This is a genomic window from Micromonospora sp. LOL_025 (assembly GCF_048060285.1).
Classification (GTDB): Bacteria; Actinomycetota; Actinomycetes; order Mycobacteriales; family Micromonosporaceae; genus Micromonospora.
The window spans coordinates 17,393-42,491 of sequence record NZ_JBHMIR010000017.1 but is presented as its reverse complement, the minus strand read 5'-3'; the positions used below and the strand labels follow the sequence as shown (position 1 = coordinate 42,491).

At 70.7% G+C, this 25,099-nt stretch carries 18 protein-coding genes; 14 read left to right on the top strand and 4 right to left on the bottom strand.

Features of this window, described 5'->3' with window-relative positions:
* The first annotated feature begins 71 nt into the window (after positions 1 to 71).
* On the top strand, positions 72 to 1,577 hold the full coding sequence (locus ACFHW0_RS20530) for a family 43 glycosylhydrolase (protein ID WP_416609910.1): 1,506 nt from the start codon (positions 72 to 74) through the stop codon (positions 1,575 to 1,577).
* 232 nt (positions 1,578 to 1,809) lie between these two features.
* Positions 1,810 to 3,255 carry an RICIN domain-containing protein gene (locus ACFHW0_RS20525; RefSeq protein ID WP_416609908.1) on the top strand — a complete coding sequence of 482 codons (1,446 nt, stop codon included), beginning with the start codon at positions 1,810 to 1,812 and terminating at the stop codon, positions 3,253 to 3,255.
* A 191-nt stretch (positions 3,256 to 3,446) separates the two neighbouring features.
* Here ACFHW0_RS20525 and ACFHW0_RS20520 read toward each other — a convergent pair whose 3' ends face one another.
* Both ACFHW0_RS20520 and ACFHW0_RS20515 read right to left on the bottom strand, forming a co-directional pair.
* Positions 3,447 to 4,583 (bottom strand): substrate-binding domain-containing protein, encoded by a 1,137-nt coding sequence (locus tag ACFHW0_RS20520; protein WP_416609906.1) that lies wholly within the window; start codon positions 4,581 to 4,583, stop codon positions 3,447 to 3,449.
* A complete protein-coding gene (locus ACFHW0_RS20515) occupies positions 4,580 to 6,523 on the bottom strand; it encodes a heparinase (protein WP_416609904.1) in 1,944 nt (647 codons plus the stop codon). Before ACFHW0_RS20515 ends, ACFHW0_RS20520 begins: the two co-directional genes overlap by 4 nt.
* 306 nt (positions 6,524 to 6,829) lie before the next feature.
* Here ACFHW0_RS20515 and ACFHW0_RS20510 point away from each other — a divergent pair, with 306 nt between their 5' ends.
* From ACFHW0_RS20510 to ACFHW0_RS20455, 12 genes are all read left to right on the top strand, one after another.
* Complete coding sequence (locus ACFHW0_RS20510; protein ID WP_416609902.1) at positions 6,830 to 8,911, top strand: DUF2264 domain-containing protein; 2,082 nt, start codon at positions 6,830 to 6,832, stop codon at positions 8,909 to 8,911.
* Complete coding sequence (locus ACFHW0_RS20505; RefSeq protein ID WP_416609900.1) at positions 8,908 to 10,209, top strand: ABC transporter substrate-binding protein; 1,302 nt, start codon at positions 8,908 to 8,910, stop codon at positions 10,207 to 10,209. The genes ACFHW0_RS20510 and ACFHW0_RS20505 overlap by 4 nt, the downstream gene beginning before the upstream one ends.
* 78 nt (positions 10,210 to 10,287) lie before the next feature.
* Complete coding sequence (locus ACFHW0_RS20500; RefSeq protein WP_416609898.1) at positions 10,288 to 11,190, top strand: carbohydrate ABC transporter permease; 903 nt, start codon at positions 10,288 to 10,290, stop codon at positions 11,188 to 11,190.
* Complete coding sequence (locus tag ACFHW0_RS20495) at positions 11,190 to 12,086, top strand: carbohydrate ABC transporter permease (RefSeq protein WP_416609896.1); 897 nt, start codon at positions 11,190 to 11,192, stop codon at positions 12,084 to 12,086. Before ACFHW0_RS20500 ends, ACFHW0_RS20495 begins: the two co-directional genes overlap by 1 nt.
* Before the next feature lie 4 nt (positions 12,087 to 12,090).
* Entirely contained in the window at positions 12,091 to 12,774 is a 684-nt protein-coding gene (locus ACFHW0_RS20490) for a hypothetical protein (protein ID WP_416609894.1), read from the top strand.
* Positions 12,775 to 12,862: 88 nt separating this feature from the next.
* A complete protein-coding gene (locus ACFHW0_RS20485) occupies positions 12,863 to 14,047 on the top strand; it encodes a glycoside hydrolase family 88 protein (RefSeq protein WP_416609892.1) in 1,185 nt (394 codons plus the stop codon).
* A 35-nt stretch (positions 14,048 to 14,082) separates the two neighbouring features.
* Positions 14,083 to 14,907 carry a 5-deoxy-glucuronate isomerase gene (gene iolB / locus ACFHW0_RS20480; protein WP_416609891.1) on the top strand — a complete coding sequence of 275 codons (825 nt, stop codon included), beginning with the start codon at positions 14,083 to 14,085 and terminating at the stop codon, positions 14,905 to 14,907.
* Positions 14,908 to 14,909: 2 nt separating this feature from the next.
* Positions 14,910 to 15,674, top strand: a complete 765-nt coding sequence (gene kduD / locus ACFHW0_RS20475; protein ID WP_416610052.1) for a 2-dehydro-3-deoxy-D-gluconate 5-dehydrogenase KduD — start codon at positions 14,910 to 14,912, stop codon at positions 15,672 to 15,674.
* Positions 15,675 to 15,687: 13 nt separating this feature from the next.
* Positions 15,688 to 16,779, top strand: a complete 1,092-nt coding sequence (locus tag ACFHW0_RS20470) for a substrate-binding domain-containing protein (protein ID WP_416609889.1) — start codon at positions 15,688 to 15,690, stop codon at positions 16,777 to 16,779.
* A 205-nt stretch (positions 16,780 to 16,984) separates the two neighbouring features.
* The gene (locus ACFHW0_RS20465) at positions 16,985 to 18,430 is read left to right on the top strand and encodes an RICIN domain-containing protein (RefSeq protein ID WP_416609887.1); all 1,446 of its coding nucleotides are present in this window, start codon (positions 16,985 to 16,987) and stop codon (positions 18,428 to 18,430) included.
* A gap of 717 nt (positions 18,431 to 19,147) precedes the next feature.
* On the top strand, positions 19,148 to 21,901 hold the full coding sequence (locus ACFHW0_RS20460) for a beta-L-arabinofuranosidase domain-containing protein (RefSeq protein WP_416609885.1): 2,754 nt from the start codon (positions 19,148 to 19,150) through the stop codon (positions 21,899 to 21,901).
* 34 nt (positions 21,902 to 21,935) lie between these two features.
* Positions 21,936 to 22,133: a hypothetical protein gene (locus tag ACFHW0_RS20455; protein ID WP_416609883.1), complete on the top strand. Its 198-nt coding sequence runs from the start codon at positions 21,936 to 21,938 to the stop codon at positions 22,131 to 22,133.
* A 75-nt stretch (positions 22,134 to 22,208) separates the two neighbouring features.
* Here ACFHW0_RS20455 and ACFHW0_RS20450 read toward each other — a convergent pair whose 3' ends face one another.
* Both ACFHW0_RS20450 and araA read right to left on the bottom strand, forming a co-directional pair.
* Positions 22,209 to 23,195: a LacI family DNA-binding transcriptional regulator gene (locus ACFHW0_RS20450; RefSeq protein ID WP_416609881.1), complete on the bottom strand. Its 987-nt coding sequence runs from the start codon at positions 23,193 to 23,195 to the stop codon at positions 22,209 to 22,211.
* Positions 23,196 to 23,587: 392 nt separating this feature from the next.
* Positions 23,588 to 25,090 (bottom strand): L-arabinose isomerase, encoded by a 1,503-nt coding sequence (araA, locus tag ACFHW0_RS20445; RefSeq protein WP_416609879.1) that lies wholly within the window; start codon positions 25,088 to 25,090, stop codon positions 23,588 to 23,590.
* Between the last annotated feature and the right edge of the window lie 9 nt (positions 25,091 to 25,099).

Below are 25,099 nucleotides of genomic sequence, written 5' to 3'. Positions count from 1 at the left end.
GAGTTGCCCCAGTCAGCCCGATCCGTCGTCGCCTCGCCACGTCGAGCGCGTCCGTCGAGAGGACCCGTGTCATGCGCATACGTACGCGATCCCTGGCCATCGCGTTGATCACCGCTGTCGTGCTCAGCGTCAGCATGGCCGCCGTTTCCACCCCGAGCAGCGCCGCGCCTGGAGCGTCGTTCCAGAATCCCATCGTCGGTACGCCCAACAGCGCCGACCCGTGGCTCGGTTACCACAACGGCTACTACTACTACACGGCCGCCACCTGGACAGGGAACATCTACATCCGCAAGGCGTCGACCCTTGGCGGCCTGCGCACCGCGCCGGAGACCCGGGTGTTCACGATGTCGCAGCCGAACGCGACATCGAACATGTGGGCGCCCAGCATGCACCTGCTCAACGGCCCGAACGGGCAGCGCTGGTATCTGTACTACTCGGCCGGCCCGAGCGCGTGCTGCGGCGGGCAGCGACAGCATGTGCTGGAGAGCGCGGGAACCGATCCGATGGGCCCCTACACCTATCGAGGCCCACTCAACCTGATGCCCAACAACGGCTGGTCGATCGATGGCAGCGTCATGACGGTCGGCGGAGTGAACTACTTCGTGTTCTCCGCGTTCAACAACAACTCGGGGTTCGACAACGGCGGCCTGCAGAGCCTGTACATCACGCGCCTGACCAACCCGTGGACGCCCGCGTCGTTGGGGACGCTGATCTCTGAACCCACGCTCTCATGGGAGCGCCAGGGCAACCCCGTCAACGAAGGCCCCTACGTGCTGCAACGCGCCGGCCGCACATTCCTCACCTACTCGGCCAGCTACTGCGGCACACCCGACTACAAGATCGGAGCGCTCGAGCTGACCGGCTCCAACCCGCTGGGCCGCACCTCGTGGACCAAACTCAGCAACCCGCTCTTCCAACGCAACGACGCCAACGGAGTGTACGGTCCCGCCCACCACTCCTTCTTCACCTCGCCGGACGGCACGGAGGACTGGATCGTCTACCACGCCAACTCCTCGTCCTCCCAGGGATGCGGGACCACCCGCACCAGCCGCGCGCAGCGAATCTCCTGGAACCCGGACGGCACGCCCAACCTCGGCGTCCCCGTCTCCACCTCAACCGTCCTGGCCGGCCCGTCCGGCGAACTCAACAATCCGGGCGCGGTGCCCGTCCAACGATTGCAGTCATTCAACTTCCAGGACCGCTACGTGCGGCACCAGAACTACGCCGTCCGAATCGACCCGAACGTCATCCCGGCGCTGGACGGGCAGTTCCGGGTGGTCCCCGGACTGGCGAGCAGCGCGCCCGGTTACCTGTCGTTCGAGTCGGTCAACCACCCCGGCCACTACCTGCGGCACAACAACTACGTGCTGGGACTCGAACCGAACAACGGCTCGACGACGTTCAGGCAGGACGCCACCTTCCGTCAGATGGCCGGGCTGGCGAACTCGTCGTGGTCGTCGTTCCAGTCCTACAACTTCCCCGACCGGTACGTCAGGCACAGCAACTACACGCTACGGGTCGACGTGATCAGCACCGACACCGACCGCGCCGACGCCACGTTCCGCCGGACCTCCTGAACCCCGACCCCGTGTTCGAATCCGAATGTTCCTGAACGTGTGGGTTCGAATGCTGGTGTCCCGTTGGCGGTTCCGTTACCGATGTACCCGAGACGACATCAGTCCGATGTCCGAACCCAGAGAGGTCAATCCAGTGATGGGACATTTCGCGACACGGACCACGTCGTCAGACGGTTACGGATCAGGGCCGTCGCGGCGCACCCGGCCGGTTCGTCGGCTGCTGATCGCCCTGGTGACCGCGGTGACGGCGATGGTCGGCGGCGTCGTCGTCACGTCGTCGCCGGCCACCGCCGCCACCAACCAGTTCCGCGGCATGAACTGGGCCGTGCTGGGTGACAACTTCAGCACCGGCCCGCTCGTCGTGCAGGGCCTGAGCGCGTCCGACAGCAACGCGACAGTGCGGGCCAAGGCCAACGCCCTCTACGACGACATGGCGTCCACCATGGGGGTCACCACCGTCCGGCTGCCCATCAACACCCACACGGTGGGGACGGCGTGGTGGAACGCCTACCGGGGCGCCATCGACGCCGCCACCGCCCGCGGCTTCAAGGTCATCCTGGCCTACTGGGAGGACGGTGCCGCCTCCGGGGGCAGGATCACGAACCTGGCGGCGTGGAACACGATGTGGTCCACGGTGACCAACACGTACGGCTCGAACGCCCACGTCTACTTCGAGCCGATGAACGAGCCGCACGGTTACAGCTCGGCGGAGTGGCGCAACATCGCCGCCGACTGGCTCAGCTACCACCACTCGGCGGTGCCCGGCCGGGTGCTCATCGGCGGCACCGGCTACAGCCAGGACCTGCGGGACGTCTGCAACGACGCCCGCTTCAGCTCGACGCTGCTCTCCTTCCACCACTACGCCTTCTTCTACAGCGCGATGACCTACGACGCCTTCCGCAGCCACATCCAGACCCGCCTCGGCAACTGCGCCTCCCGCGCGGTCGCGACCGAGTTCGGCGCGCCCATGGACAGCGGCCTCGACTACGCCAACGCGAGCAGCACCGACAACTTCGTGCGCCACATCCGGGCCATGGCCCAGGTCATGCGGGACAACCGCATGGGCGGCACCTACTGGCCGGCCCTCGGCGGCAAGCCCACCGGCAGCTCCGGCTACGACTGGTACTCGATGTTCTCGCTCAGCGGCAGCGGCACCAACCTCAACCTGACCGTCCGCAACACCTCCGGCGCCGACCGGGTCCGATATGCCTGGGGCGACACCATCGGCGGTGGCCCCACGACGCCTCCGCCCGCGACGGGAACGGTCTACCGGATCAACGTGCGGCACAGCGGCAAGGCGATGGACGTCCAGTCACCGAACACCGACAACGGCGCGCGCGTCGGCCAGTACACGTACGGCGGCGACGCATGGCAGCAGTGGCAGTTCCAGGACGCCGGCAGCGGCTACTGGCGCATCATCAGCCGGCACAGCGGAAAATGCCTCGACGTGGTGAGCGCATCCACCGCCGACGGTGCCGAACTCGTCCAGTACACCTGTGGCACCGGCACCAACCAGCAGTTCCAGATGGTCGCCAACGGCAGCTACTTCCAGCTCCGGGCACGACACAGCAGCAAGTGCGTGGACGTGCCGTCCGCATCGACCGCGGACGGCGTGATCCTCAAGCAGTATCCGTGCAACACCGGCACCAACCAGCAGTGGTCGCGCACGGGCGTCTGACGATCGTCTCGACCTGACCACGGACCGCCGTACCGACGCGGTCCTCGCCTCCGCAGCACCAGGCAGCCCGGCGGTCCGGCCGCCGCTCGGCGGGGCCGGCTGAACCACACCGCGCTGCCGCGTGAGGCGCCGCCCCGACGCCGACCGGGTCGGGGCCCCGCCTGAGGTGCGGCCCGGCCCCGGGCCGCACCTCAGGCGCGCGGCGGGGCGGTCGAGTCGCGTACCCGCAGGGACGGGCTGATGACGACCCGGTGTGCGGGGCGCTCGGGGTCGGTCAGCCGGTCGGCGACCAGGCGCACGGCGGCGCGGCCGATGGAGCGCCGGGGCGGCCGGACCGCGGTCAGCGGTGGGCTGAAGAGCTCGGCGACCTCGTCGTCGTACGCCACGATGGAGAGATCGCCGGGCACCGAGAGGTGCCGCTCCTCGCAGTGCTGCACCAGCGCGATCGCCTCCGGGTCGGCGTGCACCAGCAGCGCGCGGGTGCCGGTCACCTGGCACTGGTGGAGGACGGCGTCGAGCGCGGCGTCGCGCTCCGGTGCGCGGGCGTCCGGCACCGCGGCCGCGACGGTGGCATCGGGGTCCAGGCCGCACTCCGCCATGGCGTCGAGCCAGCCACGCCGCACGTGCCGGCTGGTGGGGCTGTTGGCGGCGACCACGAGGCCGACCTTGCGGTGCCCTAGGGAGGTGAGGTGCCGCACCGCCATGGCCGCGCCGAGTGCGTGGTCGGTGACCACCGACTCCATCACGGCGTGGTGGCTGCCCACCGTGGCCGTGCGTTCCAGCAGGACGACGGGGAAGCCGAGCTGGTCGAGCCACTCGATCGTGCGCCCGGAGGTGGGCGCGTCCATCCGCGGCGCGATGATCAGGCCGTCGACAGCCATCCGTTCCACGAGCCGGGCGAGCTGGGGCTTGTCGTCCTCGGTGTCGTACGAGGAACCGCGCAGCACCACGCGCATGTCAAGCTCGCGGGCGACCTCCTCGGCGCCGCGGGCCACGTCCGGCCAGTAGTAGTCCAGCGAGGGCACCAGCATGCCGAGAGTGCGCCCGTCCAGCGCGTCGAGGCCCACGCCGGGTGCCTCGTCGGCGGTCGGGGCATCCTCCGGCGTGACCAGCGCGACCCCACCGTGGACCCGGCTGACCAGACCTTCGGCGGCGAGCTGGGCGATGTCGCGGCGGATGGTGACGGGTGCGGCGCCGAGCGCGTGGGACAGGTCGGAGACGCGCATCGCCCCGTCGCGTTGCAGTGCCTCCAGCAGTTGCTGGCGGCGGGCGACCTGCAGCGGTCCGCGGGCCTCCGTGGGGCCGGCTGCGGGACTGTCCTTGGTCATGGGGCACCTCCGAGGAAAGCTTCGTGCGGCGCAAGCTCCTCCACGGTGAGGACGAGCTCGCCGGCTGGTCCGAACGCGGTGACGTCGATCGCGAGCCGGTGCAGCCGCGCCCCCCACACGTCGAAGAGCATAGGGTCCTCGACCGCGCGTACCGTCGCGGCGCAGGGGGCGGACGCCGGGCGCCAACTGAGCCCGACCCGCCCGGCACCGTCGAGCGCGGTGACCTCGGCGCGGCCGCCGCCGAGCCGCACCTGGCCGGCGACGAGCAGGTGAACGTGGGTCGGCGGCGGCTCGGTGGTCGGGTCGAATTCCCAGGCGTCGACGACCACGACGCGTCCGCGGTGCCGTTCCAGCCTGGCGGTGCGCCACCAGTGCCGCAGATCGGGGCGCGGGTACGCGGCGGCGATGTCCATGGTGGCCTCGGCCCTGGTGTCGTCGGTGGCGTGGGTGACGTCGCGGGCGGCGAAGGCCCGGCCGGGTGACTGGCCGGTGGCGCGTACGTGCGGGACGTTGTGCCAGGTGCTCCGCATGGTCCAGATGCCGTACCGGTCCGGGCCGAACGTCTGCGCCGTGTAGGTGGGGCGGCCGGCGTCGACGAGCACCGGCACCGCGTTGAGGGCGACCACGACGCTGCCGACGTCGTTGTGGTTGTGGTGCTCGCCGTTGTGGCCGCCCTTCACCGCGAGGGTCAGGCCCTCCACGCTGCCGGCCGTGCGACGGGCGAGCATGACCTGGGTGGAGGGCAGCCATACGTCGCGCGGTAGCGGCGACCCGCCGGGTGCGGTGCGGACCCAGCTGGGGTCGGTCAGCGCCCGCAGCAGCCGTCCCAGGCCCTGCTCGGCGCCGGCGACCGGTGCGGCAGGACGGCGGTGGGCGGCGGCATGGGCCTGCGCTTCCCGGTCGCCGACGCGGCGGGCGGCGCGGTGCAGGGCGTGCCAGGGCTGGTTGGTGGTTGGCCGGGCGGCGCCGTCCGCGTGGTTGAGGTACCAGGGGCCGCCCAGGTGCACGCGGTGCGGGAAGGCGACGGTGTGGCGCAGCGCGTCACCAGGTACGCCGTCCAGCGCGCCGCTCGTGGCGTGGGCCAGGATGTCGAGCGCCTCCAGCGCCCGGCACGCGCCGTTCCACCAGTACTCGTAGCCCTCGTCGACGGCGCCGTCGACGGGCAGCGCCGCCACGTACCGGTCGAGTCCTTCGACGACCAGGTCGACCAGCGCGGCCCGCCGGGTCTGGTTGTCGACCAGGCGCAGCGCGGCGACGAGGACGTTGCCGTGGATCCACGGGTTCCAGTTGTGCACGTCGCCGTCGAGGCCGAGCCAGTGCCAGTCGCGGCGGGTGGTGAACGGGGTCAGCACGCGCCGGTCGACCTCGTGGCGGACGCGGGCGCGCAGGCCGGGCGCGTACGCGTCGAGCGGCTCGCCGAGCAGGTGGTCGATCCAGGCCAGCTGCGCGGCGACCTCGCCGGCGCCGAGGTCGAGGTACGGGTCGGTCACGGTGGGCAGCACCGCGCCGTGCGCGGTGTGGGTGTCGTCGTGGGCGGGCCAGCACCAGCTGCTCTGCTCGCACAGCAGTGTCACCCCGTCGACCACCTCGTCGAGCCAGCCGTCGTCGAGGATGACGGCGGCGACGACGGCGGCGCGGGTGAGCCGCCGCTGCCGGGCGAAAACCCGCCGCTCGTACGTGTCGCGGTCGCCGTCCCGGTGGTATCGGGCGTACTGGCTGGCCAGCGGGGTCGGCCACGGGGTGGCCCGGTCGCGTTCGGCGGACGCCCGGAGGCCGGCCAGCGTGGGCCCGTGCACGTGCGGCTCGGCCCAGGTGCCGCGCCGCGGCGCCGGGGGCACCGGCAGGGCCAGTTCCGAGGGCAGGAGCAGCTTTTCGAGCCGGGCGGCACCGACATCCGGCCAGGCTGATGCGAGCGGGCCGGCGAAGCGGTCAGCGGCCATGGCTCCTCGCAGATAGAGCGACTATGAACGATCGTGATCGTATCAGAGCGTTTCTCGGCGGACTGGCGGCGCTTACCGTAGTGGAGACGGGGCGGTCGACGCCCGCGTGCGGGCCCTGTCCGCCTTGGACGGGCAGCGAAGGGGCAACTCGCGCCAGGTCGGGCGCGCAATCTGCGCTTTTTTGATCGGATGTGCTCGTCACGGTTCGAGAAGGCATTGACTTGTTCTGTTGTGAACGTTTTACTTCGGAAACCTGGCCGTCGTCTCTACGTCACATGCGGGCGACACGCCGCTCCGACACATCCCATGGAGGCAATCGATGCGACGGGACTGCGGCTGATGGTTGGCGGGATCGGCGAGCTGGCGTCCGCGCCGGACCGGCATGCCAGCACCGCCGGGAGCTGGAACCGGGGTGACTGGTTGGCGCTGGCCGACCGCATGCTCGCCGCCGTCCGGCCGTTCGCGTCGCCTGGCCATGCTCTGGTCGTCGTCCCTGGCCGGGAGGGCGGCTACGGACGGGCCGTCGACGGCCTGGAGGGGTTCGCCCGGACGTTCCTGCTGGCTGGTTTCCGGGTCGCCGGTGCGCGGGGAGTGGGTGTCGAAGAGCTTGCCGACTGGTACGCGGCGGGATTCGCCGCCGGTACCGACCCGAGGTGTGCGGACCGCTGGGTGCGGCTGGACGAGCATCCCCAGGCGAAGGTCGAGGCCGCCTCCCTCGCGCTCGTCCTCGACCTGACCCGTCCGTGGATCTGGGACCGCCTCTCATCCGAGGTGCGGGAGCGGGTGGTGGCCTACCTGGCCCCGGCGGTCGGCGACGCCAGCTACCCGCGGATCAACTGGGTCTGGTTCCGCCTGGTCGTGCAGACGTTCCTGCGTTCGGTGGGCGGGCCGCACTCGCTGGACGAGATGGCGGAGGACCTGGCCACCCATGACGGATTCGCCCGCGCCGACGGCTGGATGTCCGACGGACCCGAGCGCGCCTACGACCACTACGTGGGCTGGGCGCTGCACGTCTATCCGACGTTGTGGGCGCGGATGGCCGGCGCGGAGGAGCTGGCCGCGGGGCGCCGTGAGCGGGATCTGGCCGGCCTCGACCGGTACCTGCGTGACGCGGTCGCGCTCGTGGGCGCGGACGGGTCGCCGCTGGTGCAGGGGCGGAGCCTGACCTACCGGTTCGCGGCCGCGGCCCCGTTCTGGGTCGGCGCGGTCGCGGGGGTGCCGTCGGTCAGCCTCGGCCAGCTGCGCCGCGCCGCCACCGGCATCGTGCGGCACTTCGTCGACCACGGCGCCTTCGACGACCGCGGTCTGCTCACCACGGGCTGGCACGGGCCGTGGCCCCGGCTGGCCCAGGCGTACTCAGGACCCGGCTCGCCGTACTGGGCCAGCAAGGGGCTGCTCGGCATCGCCCTCCCCGAGGACCATCCGGTGTGGACGACACCGGAGGAGCCGCTGCCGGTCGAGCAGCGGGACACCGTCCGGGTCGTACGCGCGCCCGGCTGGCTGGTCTCGGCCACCCGCTCCGACGGCGTCGTCCGGGTAATCAACCACGGCACCGACCACGCCGTCGAGGACGCCGCCGTCGGTGACTCGCCGCTCTACGCCCGGCTCGGCTACTCCACCGCGACCAGTCCGGTGCTCGACGAGAGCGGCTGGGCCAACCCGCTCGACCAGTCCGTCACCCTCGTCGACGAGGACGGCCGGGCCACCCATCGCACCGGGATGCGCCTGCTGACGGTGCATCTCGATGGCGACGGCGTGGGCGTGGCCGGTTCGCGCACCCTCGCCCACTGGGTGGATCCGGACCCGGACCACCGTGACCACGGCGGTGGCCGCGCGGGCACGTTCCGGCCGGCCGGGCACCTCACCGTGTACTCGCTGGTCCTCGGGCCCTGGGAGCTGCGCCTGGTCCGGGTCGACGACCTCGCCGGCGGCGTCGACGCCGCCGGGCTGCGGCTCAGGATCGGTGGTTGGGCCGTTGCCGGTGATGCGACGGCCGCCTTCGACGGCGGCGTGGTCAGCGTGACCGGTGCGGGCCTGACGAGCCGGCTGGAGGGCTTGCACGGCGGTGGCACGGCCGGCGCCACGGCCGTGCCCGATGGCGGGCCGTTGGCCGGCGGGCTGGTGGTGCCCTGGGTGGATCACGTGGTCCGGCCCGGTGCGTGGGTCGTCGTCCTCACCGAGCTGTCCAGGGACTGCGCGGTCACGACCCGGCAGGCGTGCCGGGTCGTGCTGGGCGAGGACGCCGACGGTCTCGATGTGGCGGTCGGCTGGCCGGGCGGGGCGAGCACGGTGACCCGCCTGGACATCGAGCGGGCCAAGACCGCGGACCAGCGGCCTGGTAGCAGTTCGGGCCCATCCGAGGCCCCTGACCCAAGGAGTAAGGGATGAAGCGCGCAATATCGGTTGCCGTCAGTGCCGCGACGGCGCTGACCCTCGTCCTCACCGGCTGTGGCGGCGAGGACGAGCCGGTCGACCCCAACGCCCCGGTGACGATCACCCTGGCGGGTTGGAGCCTGGAGTCAACGCCGGAGTTCAAGACCCTCGCCGACGGCTTCAAGGCGAGCCACCCGAACGTGACGGTGGAACTCAAGGAGTACGACGCCACCAACTACGACACCCAGATGACCGCCGACCTGGCCGCCGGCACCGCCCCGGACGTGTACGTGCTGAAGAACCTGAAGAACTTCTACACCTATCAGAGCGGCGGCCAACTGCTCGACGTGACCGACACCTCCTCGGCTCTCAGGGGGGTGAGTTCGGCCGCCGCCTACCAGGTCGAGGGCAAGGCTTACGCGGTGCCGTACCGGCAGGACTCCTGGGTGCTGTTCTACAACAAGGAACTGTTCGCCAAGGCGAAGGTGAACCCGCCGGACGGCAGCTGGACCTGGGACGACTACGCCACCGCGGCCAAGGCGCTGACCACCGGCCTCAAGGGTGCCGGCGCCAGGGCGACCGGCACCTACCAGCACGTATTCCAGTCCACGACGCAGGGGTTCGCGCTCGCGCAGACGCCGGGCGCCGACCTGCTCTCCGGTGACTTCTCCTATCTCAAGCCGTACTACCAGCGGTCCCTGGACCTGCAGGCGGCCGGCGCGCAGCCGACGTACGGCACCGCGAGCACGAACAAGCTCACCTACCAGGCACAGTTCGGCAAGCAGCAGTCGGCGATGCTGCTGATGGGCACCTGGTACATCGCGACCCTGCTCCAGCAGCGCACGACCGGCGACGCCGACAAGTTCGAGTGGGGCATCGCCCCGGCGCCGCAGTTCGACAAGTCCACCACCGGCACCTCCGCCACGCCGGTGACGTTCGGCGACCCGACCGGGCTCGGCATCAACCCGAAGATCGGCAAGTCTAAGGTCGCCGCGGCCAAGGCGTTCCTGCGGTACGTGGCCGGCGAGGAAGCCGGCAAGGCACTCGCCGGAATCGGCATCACACCGGCCCAGGTCACCGACGCGGTAAGCCGGACCCTGTTCGGGCTGGACGGCGTGCCGCAGGACGCACTGTCCGCCTTCGCCTACGCCACCCACTCGGTCAAGCCGGAGAACCCGGTGTCCAGGCACACCGCCGGCCTACAGAACCTCCTCAAAGACACCCACTCGGCGATCCTGTCCACAAGCGAGGACGTCGACGCGGCGTTGAACGAGGCGCAGAGTCGCGCCAAGAACGAGGTCCTCAACCAGTGAGCTCGGGGTGGGTCCGGCGCGTCGCTCCCCTGCGCACGCCGGATCCGCTGCCCAGGCCGGACGTCTCGGAGAGTCCCTATGGCAACAGCGCTGCGAATGCGGCCCAGGCGCAGCTTGGTACGGCGCAACACGGTGGCCGGGTGGTCGTTCATCCTGCCCAACTTCATCGGCTTCGCCGCGCTCACCCTGGTGCCGGTCGCCGTACTGTTCTACGTCGCCTTCACCAACTGGAACGTCTTCGGCGTGGCCGAGTGGACGGGCACCGCGAACTTCCGCCGGATGTGGGTCGACGCGAGCTTCTGGACCGCGCTGCGCAACACCGTCTACTACACCGTCTTCCACATCCCACTGACCCTGGCGGCCGCGCTGGGCCTCGCGCTGCTGCTCAACCGCAAGCTCCGTGGCGTGCGGTTCTTCCGCACGGTCGCGTTCTTCCCGTACATCACGTCGATCGTCGCGATCGCGGTCGTCTGGAACCAGTTGTTCAGCCCCGAGTACGGGCCGATCAACGCTCTCCTCCGCGCGGTCGGAGTGGGCGACCCGCCGGGATGGACGACGTCGGGTGACTGGTCGATGCCGGCGGTGATCATCGTGGGCACCTGGCGGTACATGGGCTACTACATGCTGCTCTTCCTGGCCGGTCTGCAGACCATCCCAGCCCAGCTGTACGAGGCGGCCCAGATCGACGGCGCCAACTCGTGGCAGCGGTTCGTGCACGTCACCGTCCCGGGGCTGCGGCACACCACGTTCTTCGTGACCGTGATGCTGACCATCGAGAGCTTCAAGGTCTTCGACCTCATCCTGGTGATGACGGAGGGCGGCCCCGGCCAGTCCACCCTGGTGCTGTCGCACTACATCTACCAGAAGGGCTTCGTGGAGAACCAGTTCGGCTACGCCTCGGCGGTCTCCATCGTGCTGTTCGCCATCTGCTTCGGCATCACGATCATCCAGTTCATGATCAACAGGCGGAGGGAAAGCTGATGACGGTCACCGACCTCTCCGCGCCGGCTCCGGCCATCACCGTGCCCGGCGGCACCCGGCCGAGCGGCCGCCGGGTGGCGCCCCGGGCCTGGCGACTGGCCGGCTACGCCGCCCTCGTGCTCGCGGCGGTGGCGCTGCTGCTGCCGTTCTACTGGATGGTGATGTCGTCGTTGAAGGTCAACAACGACGTCTTCACCATCCCGATCAAGTGGCTGCCCGACCAGGTGGTGTGGCGCAACTACGTCGACATCTGGCAGCGCTCGGACATGACGACGTGGCTGAAGAACACCCTCCTGCTCTCGGTCGTCGTCACCTTCCTGCAGGTGTTCACCGGCAGCTTCGCCGCGTACGGCTTCGCCCGGATCCGCTTCCCCGGCCGCAACCTGCTGTTCCTGGCGTACGTGGGAACGATCGCGGTGCCGTGGCAGTCGTACATGATCCCGCAGTTCATCCTGATGTCGAAGCTGCAGTTGTCGAACACCCTCTGGTCGATCGTCGCGCTGCAGGCGTTCGGCGCGTTCGGCGTGTTCCTGATGAAGCAGTTCTACGAGACCATCCCGGAGGAACTCAGCGAGTCGGCGCGGGTCGACGGGCTCAGCGAGTTCGGCATCTACCGCCGGATCATGCTGCCGCTGTCCCGCCCCGCCCTGGCCAGTCTGACGCTCCTCACGTTCGTCACCACCTGGAACGACTACCTCGGCCCGCTGATCTACCTGCGCAGCCCCGACCTGCGCACCATCCAGCTGGGACTGAACACGTTCATCTCGCAGTACAACGCCGAGTACGCGCTCATCATGACCGGCTCGGTGCTGTCCGTGCTGCCGGTGGCGGTCATCTTCCTGGTCGGGCAGCGGTACTTCATCGAAGGCATCGCCAGCACCGGACTGAAGGGCTGACCGGATGATCCCGCGTCCGCGCCACGACACCATCGCCGCCGTCTTCGACGGCATCTACACCGCGCTGGTCAGCAACATGCTGCTGGTGCTCGGCGGCCTGCCGCTGGTGGTCCTCGCGCTCACCACCGACGCCGCCCGGGCCTGGCCGCTGTACGCGCTGGCCGCCCCACTGTGTGCCCCGGGGCTGTGCGGCGTCTTCGCGGTCATGTCCGGCTACTCGTCCGGCGGGGCCGGTGGGGTGCTCCGCACGTTCGGCCGAGCCTGGCGGGCCACCGCCCGCCGGGCCGTCCTCTGGGCCGCCGCGGCCACCGCCGTCCTGGTCGTCCTCGGCGTCGACGCGTACGCGCTGTGGGGTCACCGGGCCGGTGCGCTCACGCTGCCGATCCTGGCCGTACTCGCCGTGCTGACCGCCGCCACCGCGCTGCTCGGACTGGTGACCATCGCCGAGCGGCCCACCGCGCGACTGCGCGACGTGGCCCGTGCCTGCGCCTACCTGGCGGTGCGCCGTTGGTACCTCACCGCCGCGTCACTGCTGGTCCTGGCTCTGCTGGCGCAGCTCTTCGCGGCCCGTCCCGCGATCGCACTCGGCGTCGCGGCCGCGCCGTTGTGGTACGTCGTGTGGTCCAACAGCCGGTACAGCCTGCGTGCCGCGCTCGACGCACCGACGGCCGCGGCCCGGAGCACCTGATCACCTCCGCCCTCCCGGCGGTCGAGCCGGGACGCCGACGACACACCTGCCCGGCACCGGTCCGGACACACGAGGGAGAACAGCATCCATGACGGCGACCGACGTCCGTCCCAGCCCAGACGCCGAAGCGATGGCGGCCGCGGTGACCGCCGCGATACGTACCGTCGAGGCGAACATCGACACCTTCGGCACGCGGTACCCGGCGGACACCACCGTCGCCAACCGCTACCCGCCACGACCACCGACCGCCGGCCAGCTCGAGGGCGCCAACGTCGGCTGGACGACCAGCTTCTGGCCCGGGATGTTGTGGCTCGCCCACGACCTGACCGGCGACGAACACCACCTGCGAGCAGCCCTGGCACATGTCGACAGCTTCGCCGACCGGGTGCACGGCGGCATCGACCTGGACACCCACGACCTCGGTTTCCTCTACACCCTCGCCTGCGTCACGCCGGCCCGGCGCACCGGCGACCGGCGCGCCCGGTCGGCTGCCCTGGCCGCCGCCGACCACCTGATGACCCGCTTCCTCGAACCGGCCGGCATCATCCAGGCCTGGGGCGACCTGGCCGACCCCCGCCAACGCGGCCGCACCATCATCGACAGCCTGATGAACACTCCGCTGCTCTACTGGGCCAGCCAGACCACCGGCGACGGCCGCTACGCCGCCGCCGCCCGCCGGCACACCGCCCAACTGCGCGAGCACATCCTGCGCCCGGACGGCACCACCTTCCACACCTTCTACTGGGACCCGGACACCGGCGCACCACTGCGCGGCGAGACCGAACAGGGCCACGCCGACCACACCTGCTGGGCCCGCGGGCAGGCCTGGGGCATCTACGGCTTCGCCCTCAACCACCGGTACACCGGTGACCCCACGCTGCTGGCCGCCGCGTCGACCTGCGCGGACCACTTCCTCGCCCGGCTACCGGCCGACCACGTCGCCTATTGGGACCTGGAGTTCGGCGACGGCAGCGGCCAGGAACGCGACAGCTCCGCCGCCGCCATCGCCGCCTGCGGCCTGGCCGAACTCGCCGGCAGCGTCCCCGACCCGACGCGGGCGGAGCGCTACCGGGCGGGGGCCGGCCGGATCCTGCGCTCCCTGGTGGACAACTACGCCAGCGACGGCCATCCGGTCTCGAACGCGCTTCTCCTGCACGGCGTCTACGACAAGCCCAAGGGCGTCGGCGTCGACGAGGGCAACCTCTGGGGTGACTACTTCTACCTGGAGGCCCTCACCCGCGCCACCACCCCCGGCTGGACCAGTCCCTGGTGACCCGCCCCAACCGTACGGATCTCGGAGAGGTGACCATGAACCACCGATACCACTGCACCATCCCGGCCGCCGACGGCCACAACACGCTGCCCGCCAACCCCTGCCGCCTGCTGGACTTCACCCTGCTGAAGCTATCGGCCGGTCAGTCCTGGACCGGCGGGTCCGGCGACCGGGAGATCCTCGCGGTCGTCCTCGGCGGCACCGCGGACTTCACCGTCGCCGACCACCACTTCCCGCAGGTCGGCCAGCGTGCCGACGTCTTCTCCGGCAAGCCGCATTCGGTGTACGTCCCGGCCAGCGCCACCCTCGTCGTGGAGGCGGTCACCGATGTGGAGATCGCCCTGCCCAGCGCCCCCAGCGACCTGGCCACCGATCCGTACGTCATCGCACCGGAACAGGTCGCGAGCGGGCGCTGGGGAGCGGCCAACTTCGGTCGGACCTACCACCAGATCCTCACCGAGATCAGCCAACCGGACCTGCCCGCCCGCCGGCTCATCGTCGGCGAGACCTACACGCCCTCCGGAAACTGGAGCACCTACCCGCCGCACCGTCACCGGGTCGACGACCTGCCCGCCGAGGCGGCGCACGAGGAGATGTACTACTACCGGGTCAACCCGCCGAACGGATTCGGCATCAGCCGGGTCTACACCGACGACGGGTACGAGGAGAACGTCACCATCCGGGACCACGTGATGCAGATGATGCCGGAGGGCTACCACACCGTCGTCAGCGCACCCGGCTACACCACGTACTTCCTGTGGTTCCTGGCCGGCACCCAGCGCACGCAAGGCGCCCGCGAGGACGCCGACCTGGCCTGGGTCGGCCAGACCGTCCCGACCCTGCGCAGCCTGGGCCTGTGACGATGGCCCTGGACGCCTTCCGCCTCGACGGGCGGGTCGCCCTCGTCACCGGCGCGAACCGCGGCATCGGTCAGGCCGTCGCGACCGCGCTGGCCCAGGCCGGCGCCGACGTCGCCCTGCTGGGCCGCACCGACCCCGCCGAAACGATCGCCGTGGTGGAGAAGCTCGGTCGCCGGGCCCTGGTCGTGCCCGGCGACCTGGCCGCCGCCGGACCAGCCGAGTTCGCCGAGGTCGTCGAGGCGGCCGCGGCGGGACTGGGCCGCCTGGACATCCTGGTGAACAACGCCGGCATCATCCGCCGCGCCGCCGCCGTCAGCCACCCACCGGAGGACTGGGCGGCGGTGCTGCGCGTCGACCTCGACGCGGTGTTCCACCTGTGTCAGGCGGCCGGCCGGCTCATGCTCGACCAGGGGCACGGAAAGATCATCAACATCGCGTCGATGCTGTCGTACCAGGGCGGTGTCCGGGTGCCGTCCTACACCGCCGCGAAACACGCCGTCGTCGGGCTCACCCGGGCGCTGGCCAACGAATGGGCCGCGGACGGCGTGAACGTCAACGCGATTGCGCCCGGCTACATCGCGACCGACAACACCGCGGCCCTGCGCGCCGACCCCGACCGGGAACGCGCCATCCGCGACCGCATCCCGGCCGGCCGCTGGGGCGCCCCCGAGGATCTCATGGGCGCAGCGGTCTTCCTCGCCTCCGACGCCGCCCGGTACGTGCACGGAGCCGTCCTTCCGGTGGACGGAGGCTGGCTCGCCCGATAGGAGTGTGCGCAGCGTGGAAACGGATCGGCTGTTCAGCGCCCAGCGGCAGGAGCGCCTGCTCGCCGAACTGCGCGGGCAGGGCGCGGTACGGGTGCGCGACCTCGCCCGCGAGTTCGGCGTCAGCGAGCTCACCATCCGGCGCGACATCACCGCGCTCGCCGAACGGGGCCTGGTGTCGAAGGTCCACGGCGGCGCCACGCTGCCATCCCACAGCAACACCCTCAGCCAGCCCCGCCAGGCTCCGCTCCGCTTCACCATCGGCATGGTCGTGCCGTCGCTCGACTTCTACTGGCCACCCGTCGTGGCCGGCGCGCGCGCGGCCGCGGCCGCGCTCGGCGTCAGCATCCAACTGCGCGGTTCGAGCTACGACCCCGACGAGGACCGCCGCCAGATGGGCCGTCTCGTGGAGGCGCAACAGGTTCAAGGTCTGTTGCTGGCGCCGAGCCTGGACGGCGACCACGCCGACGAGATCCTCGAATGGATCGGCCACCTGCCGGTCCCGACCATTCTCGTCGAGCGCCAGCCACGCCGGTGGACGCCGACCACCCGGCACATCGAGTGGGTGCGCAGCGACCACTCGCTCGGCCTCGAGATCGCCGTCTACCACCTCCGGCAGCAGGGGCACCGACGAATCGGGCTCGTCGTGGCGCAGGGCAGCCCCACTTCAGTCCACCTGCGGTACGCCTGGCGGACAGCCGCCGCCGACCCGAGCACGTCCGGCGCCCTCGCCATGCAGGAAACCGTCACGACGCCCGGCCAGCGGGACGTCATCGTCCGCATCCTGCGGGAATGCCGACTCTCCAGGATCACGGCGTTGATCGTGCACAGCGATCCGCACGCCATCGCGGTCGCCCAGTTCTGCGCCGAGATGGGCATCGCCATCCCCGGTGACCTGGCGATCGTCTCCTACGACGACGAGATCGCCCACCTGGTCGATCCCGCGCTCACGGCCGTCCGGCCGCCGAAGAGCCACGTCGGCCGCCTTGCCGTCGAACTCATGGTCTCCCGCCTTCTCAACGGTGAACGCCGGCCACCGCACCGGGTGCTACTCGCCCCCGACCTCGTTGTCCGCGGTTCCTCGCTGTCTCTCACGCAACGGCACTAGCCAGCAGGAAGCGGTCACCGACGACGTTCGAACATGTACGTTCATGGATAAGTTGGTTCGGATTGTGGCTTCCTGGTTCGCGGTCGGTTACCAAGGTGTCACCCCGGCATGAACCGTCACCGGTCAGCGGTGGGCGGCACCAGGCCTGAGCGTGTCGCTCCGACGCTGACGGCGGTCGCCGTCCGCCCACGGAAGGACGAACGTAGTGAGACGCAACAGACGGTTCCTGTCACTGGTGGCAGCGCTCACCCTGGCCGGCTCGGCGGTCGTGGCAGTCATCACCCTGGGCGCCGCTCCGGCACAGGCGGCGCCGGTTTCGATCCCGAACGGCGCGCAGTTCACCGACACCAACGGCAACGGGCTGCACGCGCACGGCGGTGGGGTACTCAACGTCGGCGGCTACTACTACTGGTTCGGTGAGAACCGCAACGCCAACAACACGTTCCGGGCCGTATCCGTCTACCGCTCCACCAACCTGCGCGACTGGGAGTTCCGCAACAACGTGCTGACCCAGTCGTCGGCGACGGAGCTGCAGGTGGCCAACATCGAGCGGCCAAAGGTGATTTACAACGCCGGTACCGGACGGTACGTGATGTGGATGCACAAGGAGAACGGCACCGACTACGGCGAGGCCAGGGCCGCCGTCGCCTCGTCGGCCACCGTGGACGGCACCTACACCTACCATGGCAGCTTCCGGCCGCTGGGCCACATGTCGCGGGACATCACGCTCTACAACGACGGCGGTACCGCCTACATGCTCTCCGCCGCCGACGAGAACCGCGACCTGCACATCTACCGCCTCACCGCCGACTATCTCGACGTGGCCACATTGGTCGGCAACTTCTGGAACGACGCCAGCCGCGAGGCGCCGGCCCTGTTCAAGCGCGGCAGCACCTACTTCCTGCTCACCTCGGGCCTGACCGGCTGGAGTCCGAACCAGGCCAAGTACGCCACGGCGTCCAGCATCTCCGGTCCGTGGACCGCCATGACCAACGTCGCCGACTCGACGACCTTCCGCTCTCAACCAACCTTCGTACTCCCCATCCAGGGCACGTCGACGACGAGCTACCTCTACCTGGGCGACCGCTGGGCCGGCGCCTGGGGCGGGCCGGTCAACGACTCCCAGTACGTGTGGTTACCGATCGCCTTCCCCTCTGCCACGACCATGAGCCTGACCTGGTATCCCACCATCACCATCGACGCGGCCACGGGTACCGTCACCGGACAGGCGCCGCCCTACTACCGCATCACCAACCGCAACAGCGGCAAGGTGGTGGACGTGCTGGACATGGCCGTCACCGACAACGCCGAAATCAAGCAGTGGTCCTGGAACGGCGGTGCGAACCAGAAGTGGGAGTTCCGCGACGCCGGCAGCGGCTACTACCGGATCGTCAACCAGCACAGCGGCAGATGCCTCGACGTCGCCGACGCCTCCACCGCCAACAACGCCAACCTCATCCAGTACAGCTGTGGCGGGGGCACCAACCAGCAGTTCCAGTGGGTCGCCACCGGCAGCTACTACCAGCTGCGCGCCCGGCACAGCGGCAAATGTCTGGACGTGGTGAGCGGCGGCACCGCCGACGGCACCGACATCACGCAGTACACCTGCGGAACCGGTACCAACCAGCAATGGACACGCCGCCAGTCCTGACACCGCCGTCACCGCCGGGCGCCGCGGGCATCGGGCGCGATCGGATAGCGGGCGGTGTCACGCGTGCGGCGACGGATCGGGCCGCTCGATGCCGTGTCGGGCGGCGGCGTGGCCGGAGGGCCCGGGTCGACCAGCGTGGGATCCGGCAGCCGGCGCTCGGGGGCGGGGAGACCGGCCTCGGCCGCGAACTCCTCGAAGCCGGAACGGAGGGTCGCCGCGCAGTGACCACGCAGTGACGAACGGGTGCCGTTCGGACAGCGCCCGCACATCCTCGGACGTGCGCGACCTACCGTCGGGTCACATGACGGAGCGGGAAGCGGCAGCCCGTCTGCTGCGGCGTGCCACCTTCGGGCCCACGACCCCGGAGGTGGACGCGGCGCAGCGGGCCGGTGACGGGCTTCGCGCCCTCTTCAATCGGTCGACCAGCCGGCCAAGGTGCTCGACCGAACGTCACCGATCCGTGTAATGTTATCGATAACATCGGCGTCGTTCGTTCTCGGTCGGGCCCTCTGCCGACCAGGCACCGGGCCCCGGGGCAGGCACGCCCCGCCCAGCACCGCCTTCCGATGCGGCGCCTCAACCGGCGACAGGTGCGCTGCCGGGGGTCCTGCTTCAGAGGGGCGGCGCCGCCCGACCCGGCCCGGTGGTGCTCGTCCAGCGATGGGACCGCATGGGCCGGGCCGACCACCACCCCGCCCACCGCGCCCGGAGGCCGTGATGCCCTCTCCCTTCCTCAACCGTCGACACCTGCTCAGATCCGCTGGGATGGTCGCCGTCGCCAGCACCGGCGGGTCCGTTCTCGGCGCCGTCAGCGGCGGCGGTGCGACCAGCGCCGCCCTGCCCCCGGCCCGGTCCGACATCGGCGTCTCTGCCTACGCTTTCGAGCCAGGCCAGGTCCGGCTGTCCACGAGCCGTTGGCAGGAGAACCAGGGCCGTACGCTGAACTACCTGCGCTTCGTCGACGTCAACCGGCTTCTGTACAACTTCCGCGCCAACCACCGCCTCTCCACTGCCGGTGCCGCCGCGACCGGCGGGTGGGACGCCCCGACGTTTCCGTTCCGCACCCACGTGCAGGGACACTTCCTGACCGCATGGGCCCACGCGTGGGCGGTGCTCGGCGACACCACCTGCCGGGACAAGGCGAATTACATGGTGGCGGAGCTGGCGAGGTGTCAGGCCAACAACGCTGCCGCCGGATTCAACGCCGGATACCTGTCCGGATTCCCCGAATCCGAGTTCACCGCGCTGGAGGCGCGGACGCTGGGCAACGGCAACGTGCCGTACTACTGCATTCACAAGACCCTCGCTGGGCTGCTCGACGTCTGGCGCCTCATCGGCAACGCCCAGGCCCGCGACGTGCTGCTGGCGCTGGCCGGCTGGGTCGACTGGCGTACCGCCCGACTCACCACCGCCCAGATGCAGGCCACGCTGGGCACCGAGTTCGGCGGCATGAACGCCGTCCTGGCGGACCTCTACCAGCAGACCGGCACCGTCCGGTGGCTCACCGCCGCCCAGCGGTTCGACCACGACGCCGTGTTCAACCCCCTCGCCGCCAACTCCGACCAGCTCAACGGGCTGCACGCCAACACACAGGTGCCGAAGTGGATCGGTGCCGCCCGGGAGTTCAAGGCCACCGGCACGGCCCGCTACCGGGACATCGCCAGCAACGCGTGGAACATCACCGTCAACGCGCACAGCTACGTGATCGGCGGCAACAGCCAGGCCGAGCACTTCCGGGCACCCCACGCCATCGCCGGACACCTGCTCTCGGACACCTGCGAGGCGTGTAACACGTACAACATGCTGAAGCTCACCCGGGAGCTGTGGCTGCTGGACCCGAACCGGGCCGCCTACTTCGACTTCTACGAGCGGGCCCTGCTCAACCACATGATCGGCCAGCAGAACCCGGCCGACAACCACGGGCACATCACCTACTTCACACCGCTGAACCCCGGCGGCCGGCGCGGTGTCGGCCCGGCGTGGGGAGGTGGCACCTGGAGCACCGACTACCACTCGTTCTGGTGCTGCCAGGGCACCGGGGTGGAGACCAACACCACGCTGATGGACTCGATCTACTTCCACCACGGCAGCACGCTGACGGTGAACCTCTTCATGCCGTCTGTGCTCACCTGGTCACAGCGCGGGATCACGGTCACCCAGACCACCTCGTACCCGGTTGGCGACACCACCGCCCTAACCGTCACCGGCGCAGCCGGCGGGTCGTGGACGATGCGGATCCGGATCCCCGGGTGGACGAGCGGCGCCACCGTCAGCGTCAACGGCACGCCGCAGAACATCGCCACGACGCCTGGCAGCTACGCCAGCCTCACCCGGTCCTGGACCTCCGGCGACGTGGTCACCGTCCAGCTGCCGATGCGGGTCGTGCTCTCCCCCGCCAACGACAATGCCGCAGTGCAGGCGATCACGTACGGGCCGGTGGTGCTCTCCGGCAACTACGGCAACACCGCTCTGAGTGGGCTGCCCTCGCTGAACACCGCCTCGATCACGCGGACCAGCACCAGCGCCCTCGCGTTCACCGCCGTGGCCGACGGCGCCACGGTCAACCTCGGACCGTTCTACGACGCGCACGGACACAACTACACGGTCTACTGGAGCGCCGCCCCCGGCGGTGGGGACGACGAGGCCAGCTTCCGCCTCGTCAACGCGGCCAGCGGCCTCGTACTCGGCATCCGGGACATGTCCACCGCCGACGGCGGCCTCGCCCTGCAATGGGGCGACACCGGCACCGCCGACCACGACTGGCAGCCCCTGATCGACGGATCGGCGATCCGGCTGCGCAACGTCAACAGCGGCAAGGTGCTCGGGGTGGAGAACATGTCCACCGCCGACAACGCCCGCGTCCTCCAGTGGGCCGACAACGGCACCGCGGACCACCTGTGGACGCCCGTCGACGTGGGCGACGGCACGCACAAGCTGCGCAATGTGCACAGCGGCAAGCTGCTCGCCATCGCCGGCGATGCCACCTCGCAGGGCGCCCAGGCGGTGCAGGACCGGGACAACGGCAGCCCGGACAACCAGTGGCGGTTCGTGCCCAACGGCGCCCGCCGGATCCAGAACCTCGCCAGCGGGCTCGTACTCGGCGTACGGGACATGTCCACCGCCGACGGCGGGCTCATCCTCCAGTGGGGCGACAGCGGCACGGCCGACCACCTGTGGACCGCGGCCGTGGACACCGGCGGCTACCTGCGCCTGCGCAACTCGCACAGCGGCAAGGTGCTCGGGGTCGAGGGCGGTTCCAGCGCCGCCGGCGCCCGGATCGTGCAGTGGGCCGACAACGGCGCGACCGACCATCGGTGGCGGTTGCGCTACGGCGGCAGCGGCTACTTCCGCATCCAGTGCGCCAACGGCGGTCGGGTCCTCGGCGTCAGCGGCGGCTCCGGCAGCCAGGGCGCCCTGATCGTCCTCGCCGACGACAGCGGGGCAGCCGACCGGCGCTGGCGCTTCATCTGACCGCACGGGCGGGTCGGCGGGCGCCACCCGCTCCATGCCGGCGCAGCTGGCCGGCCACCTGGCCGGCCAGCTGCGCCAGTGGGTGCGCGGCCGACGGCGTGCCGATTTCCGCGGCGTCGCCGCTGCCAGGCGGCCGGTCGGGTCGGCCGAGCATCCCGCAACGGCGGCGACCCGCAATCGACGCCAGGTCAGCGTGGAGTCGACCCGCGTGACGTCGCTGATCGCGCGGTGACCGTACCGATCGTCCACGCCGTACGTCTCCATCCCGTGCTCAGGTTGTCGACGTTGCGCGGGAATTCCGGCCGGGTCAACGCGCGGGGGCGCCGACGCTGCCGCGCACGACCAGGCTCGGTGCGACTGTCCGTCGCAGCGGGCCGACGACACCGGACTCGATCTGAGCGAGCAGCAGGTCCAGGCTCGCCCGGGCGACCGCGGCGAAGTCGGGGCGCACGGTGGTCAGCGGCGGAATGAAGTACGCCGCCTCGGGCACGTCGTCGAAGCCCACCACGCTGATGTCGTCCGGCACCCGCCGGCCGTGCTCGTACAACGCCCGCAGCACACCGAGCGCCAGATGGTCGTTGGCGGTGAAGACCGCGGTGACCTCGGGCATCCGGGCCAACATCTGCCCGCACCGGTACCCCGCGGCCGCCGACCAGTCCGCCGGCAGCAGCGGCGGCAACTCGGCCCCCGCCGCCTGCAACGTCTCCCGCCATCCGTCGATCCGGCCGGCGCTGTCGAACCAGTCCGACGGCCCGGAGACATGCCAGACCGTCCGGTGCCCGGCGTCGAGGAGGTGCTGGGTGGCGGCTCGGGCCCCGGCGACCTGGTCGACCGTCACCAGGGGCACCGGGCGGCGCGGGTCGCCGTCGACGGTGACCAACGGGACGTCCTTGGGGAGCCGTTCGAGGGCCTCTCCCGCCGACTCGACCGGTGCGATCACCACGATGCCGGCGACCCGGTGTGCGAGGTGCCGCTCCACCGCCGCGGAGATGGACTGGTGGTCGAGATCGCTCACGCTGCCGACGCTGACCGCGAACCCCGCCTCGGCGGCCGCCTGCTCCAGGGCGGCCAGCAGCGAGGCCGGACCGTAGAGGGTGGTGTTCTGCGCGACCACGCCGATCACCTGGGACCGGCCGGTGACCAGCGCCCGGGCCGCACGGTTGGGCCGGTAGCCGAGCTCCGCGATGGCCGCCTGGACCCGCAGCCGGGTCTGCTCGCGCACGTTCGGATGCCCGTTGAGCACCCGGGACACCGTCTGATGGGAGACGCCTGCGAGGCGAGCCACGTCCGTCATCGCAGGACCGCGCACGGCCACCTCACCCTCCCCCGCCCGCCCCGTCGGCGATCGCGCGTCGAGGTCGACGGGAGCGGCCTTCGTGGTACGAAATCCGCCCTCGCGACCGCCGCGCCCGTGTGGGTACGGTGGCCGGGGTTGGAACCTCGACAGTCTACGCCAGCCGTCCCACTGACCAGGGAACGGCTGACCCGGCGATCCGGCGCGGCGCTGCCGCGGTGTTCCCAGGGTGATCAACGCACCATCAGCGCCCGCCCGACGATCCGCGCTCCCGCCCGGTGACGGCCGGTAGCCGAAACGCGAAGAGAAAGCCACCCGGCGTCCGCCCGGGTGGCCCCCGCCCGGGCGGCCTCCGTGTGGAGGGGCCACCCGGATCGTCGAAGGGTGGGCGCTCAGAACCCCCGGGCGAGCCGGTAGTACGCCTGGTTCCAACGGATCTCGTCGGCGAAGCGGCGCGTGTCGGTGTGCGCGTCGATGACGACCAGCTCAGTACGGGTCATGTCCGCCAGGTCGTGCAGTTCCTCGACGCCCACCGCCTGGGACAGCACGGTGTGGTGCGGGGCGCCGGCGGTGATCCATGCCTCCGCCGAGCCGGCCAGGTGCGGGCGGGGCCGCCAGACGGCCCGGGCGACCGGCAGCTTCCGCAGCGGGTGCGGCGGCACCACCACGTCGACCTCGTTGGCCACCAGGCGGAAGCGTTCCCCCATGTCCGTGAGGCCGAGCACCACGGCGGGACCAGGCGCCGCGTCGAACACCATCCGGACGGGGTCCTCGCGCCCACCGATGCTCAACGGATGGATCTCGACCTTCGGGGTGTCGGCGGCGATCGTCGGGCACACCTCGAGCATGTGGGCGCCGAGCACCAGCTCGTTGCCGGGCGTCAGGTCGTAGGTGTAGTCCTCCATGAAGGACGTCCCGCCCTCCACCCCGACCGCCATCGCCTTGAGCGAGTGCACCAGCACCGAGGTCTTCCAGTCGCCCTCGCCGCCGAAGCCGTAGCCGTCGGCCATGAGTCGCTGCACGGCGATGCCGGGCAGTTGGCGCAGACCGCCGAGGTCCTCGAAGTTCGTGGTGAAGGCCCGGAAGCCGCCCTCGTCGAGGAACGCGCGCAGGCCCAGTTCCAGGCGCGCGGCGTAGCGCAGGGAGTCGTGTCGCGCCCCGCCCGGCCGTAGCCGCGGGTCGACCCGGTACGTGTCGTCGTACTCCTTGACCAGGTCGTCGATCCGAGCGTCAGTCACCTGGTCGACGACCGCCACGAGGTCGTTGACGCCGTAGGTGTTGACCGAGACGCCGAACCGCAGCTCCGCCTCGACCTTGTCGCCCTCGGTCACGGCCACGTCGCGCATGTTGTCGCCGAAGCGGGCCAGCCGCAGCGACCGCATCGCCGAGTACCCGAGCGCCGCGCGCGCCCACGCGCCGACACGGGCGATCACCCGCGGGTCGCTCACGTGCCCCGCGACGGTCTTGCGGGCCACGCCGAGGCGGGTCTGGATGAAGCCGAACTCGCGGTCGCCGTGCGCGGCCTGGTTCAGGTTCATGAAGTCCATGTCGATCTCGTCCCACGGCAGGAGGACGTTGGCCTGGGTGTGCAGGTGCAGCAGCGGCGTCCGCAGGGCGTCCAGGCCGGCGATCCACATCTTGGCCGGCGAGAAGGTGTGCATCCAGGCGACCACCCCGACGGCTCCCTGTGCTGCCGCGTCCCGACAGACCTTGAGGATGTCGGCGCTGGAGGTCAGGACCGGCTTCCAGACCACCCGGACCGGGATCCCCGGCGAGTCGTCGAGCTGCGCGGCGATCTGCCGGGACTGCTCGGCGACCTGCCGGAGGGTCTCCTCGCCGTACAGGCCCTGGCTGCCGGTGAGGAACCAGACCTCGGGTTCAGCGTGCGTTGCCATGCGATTGCC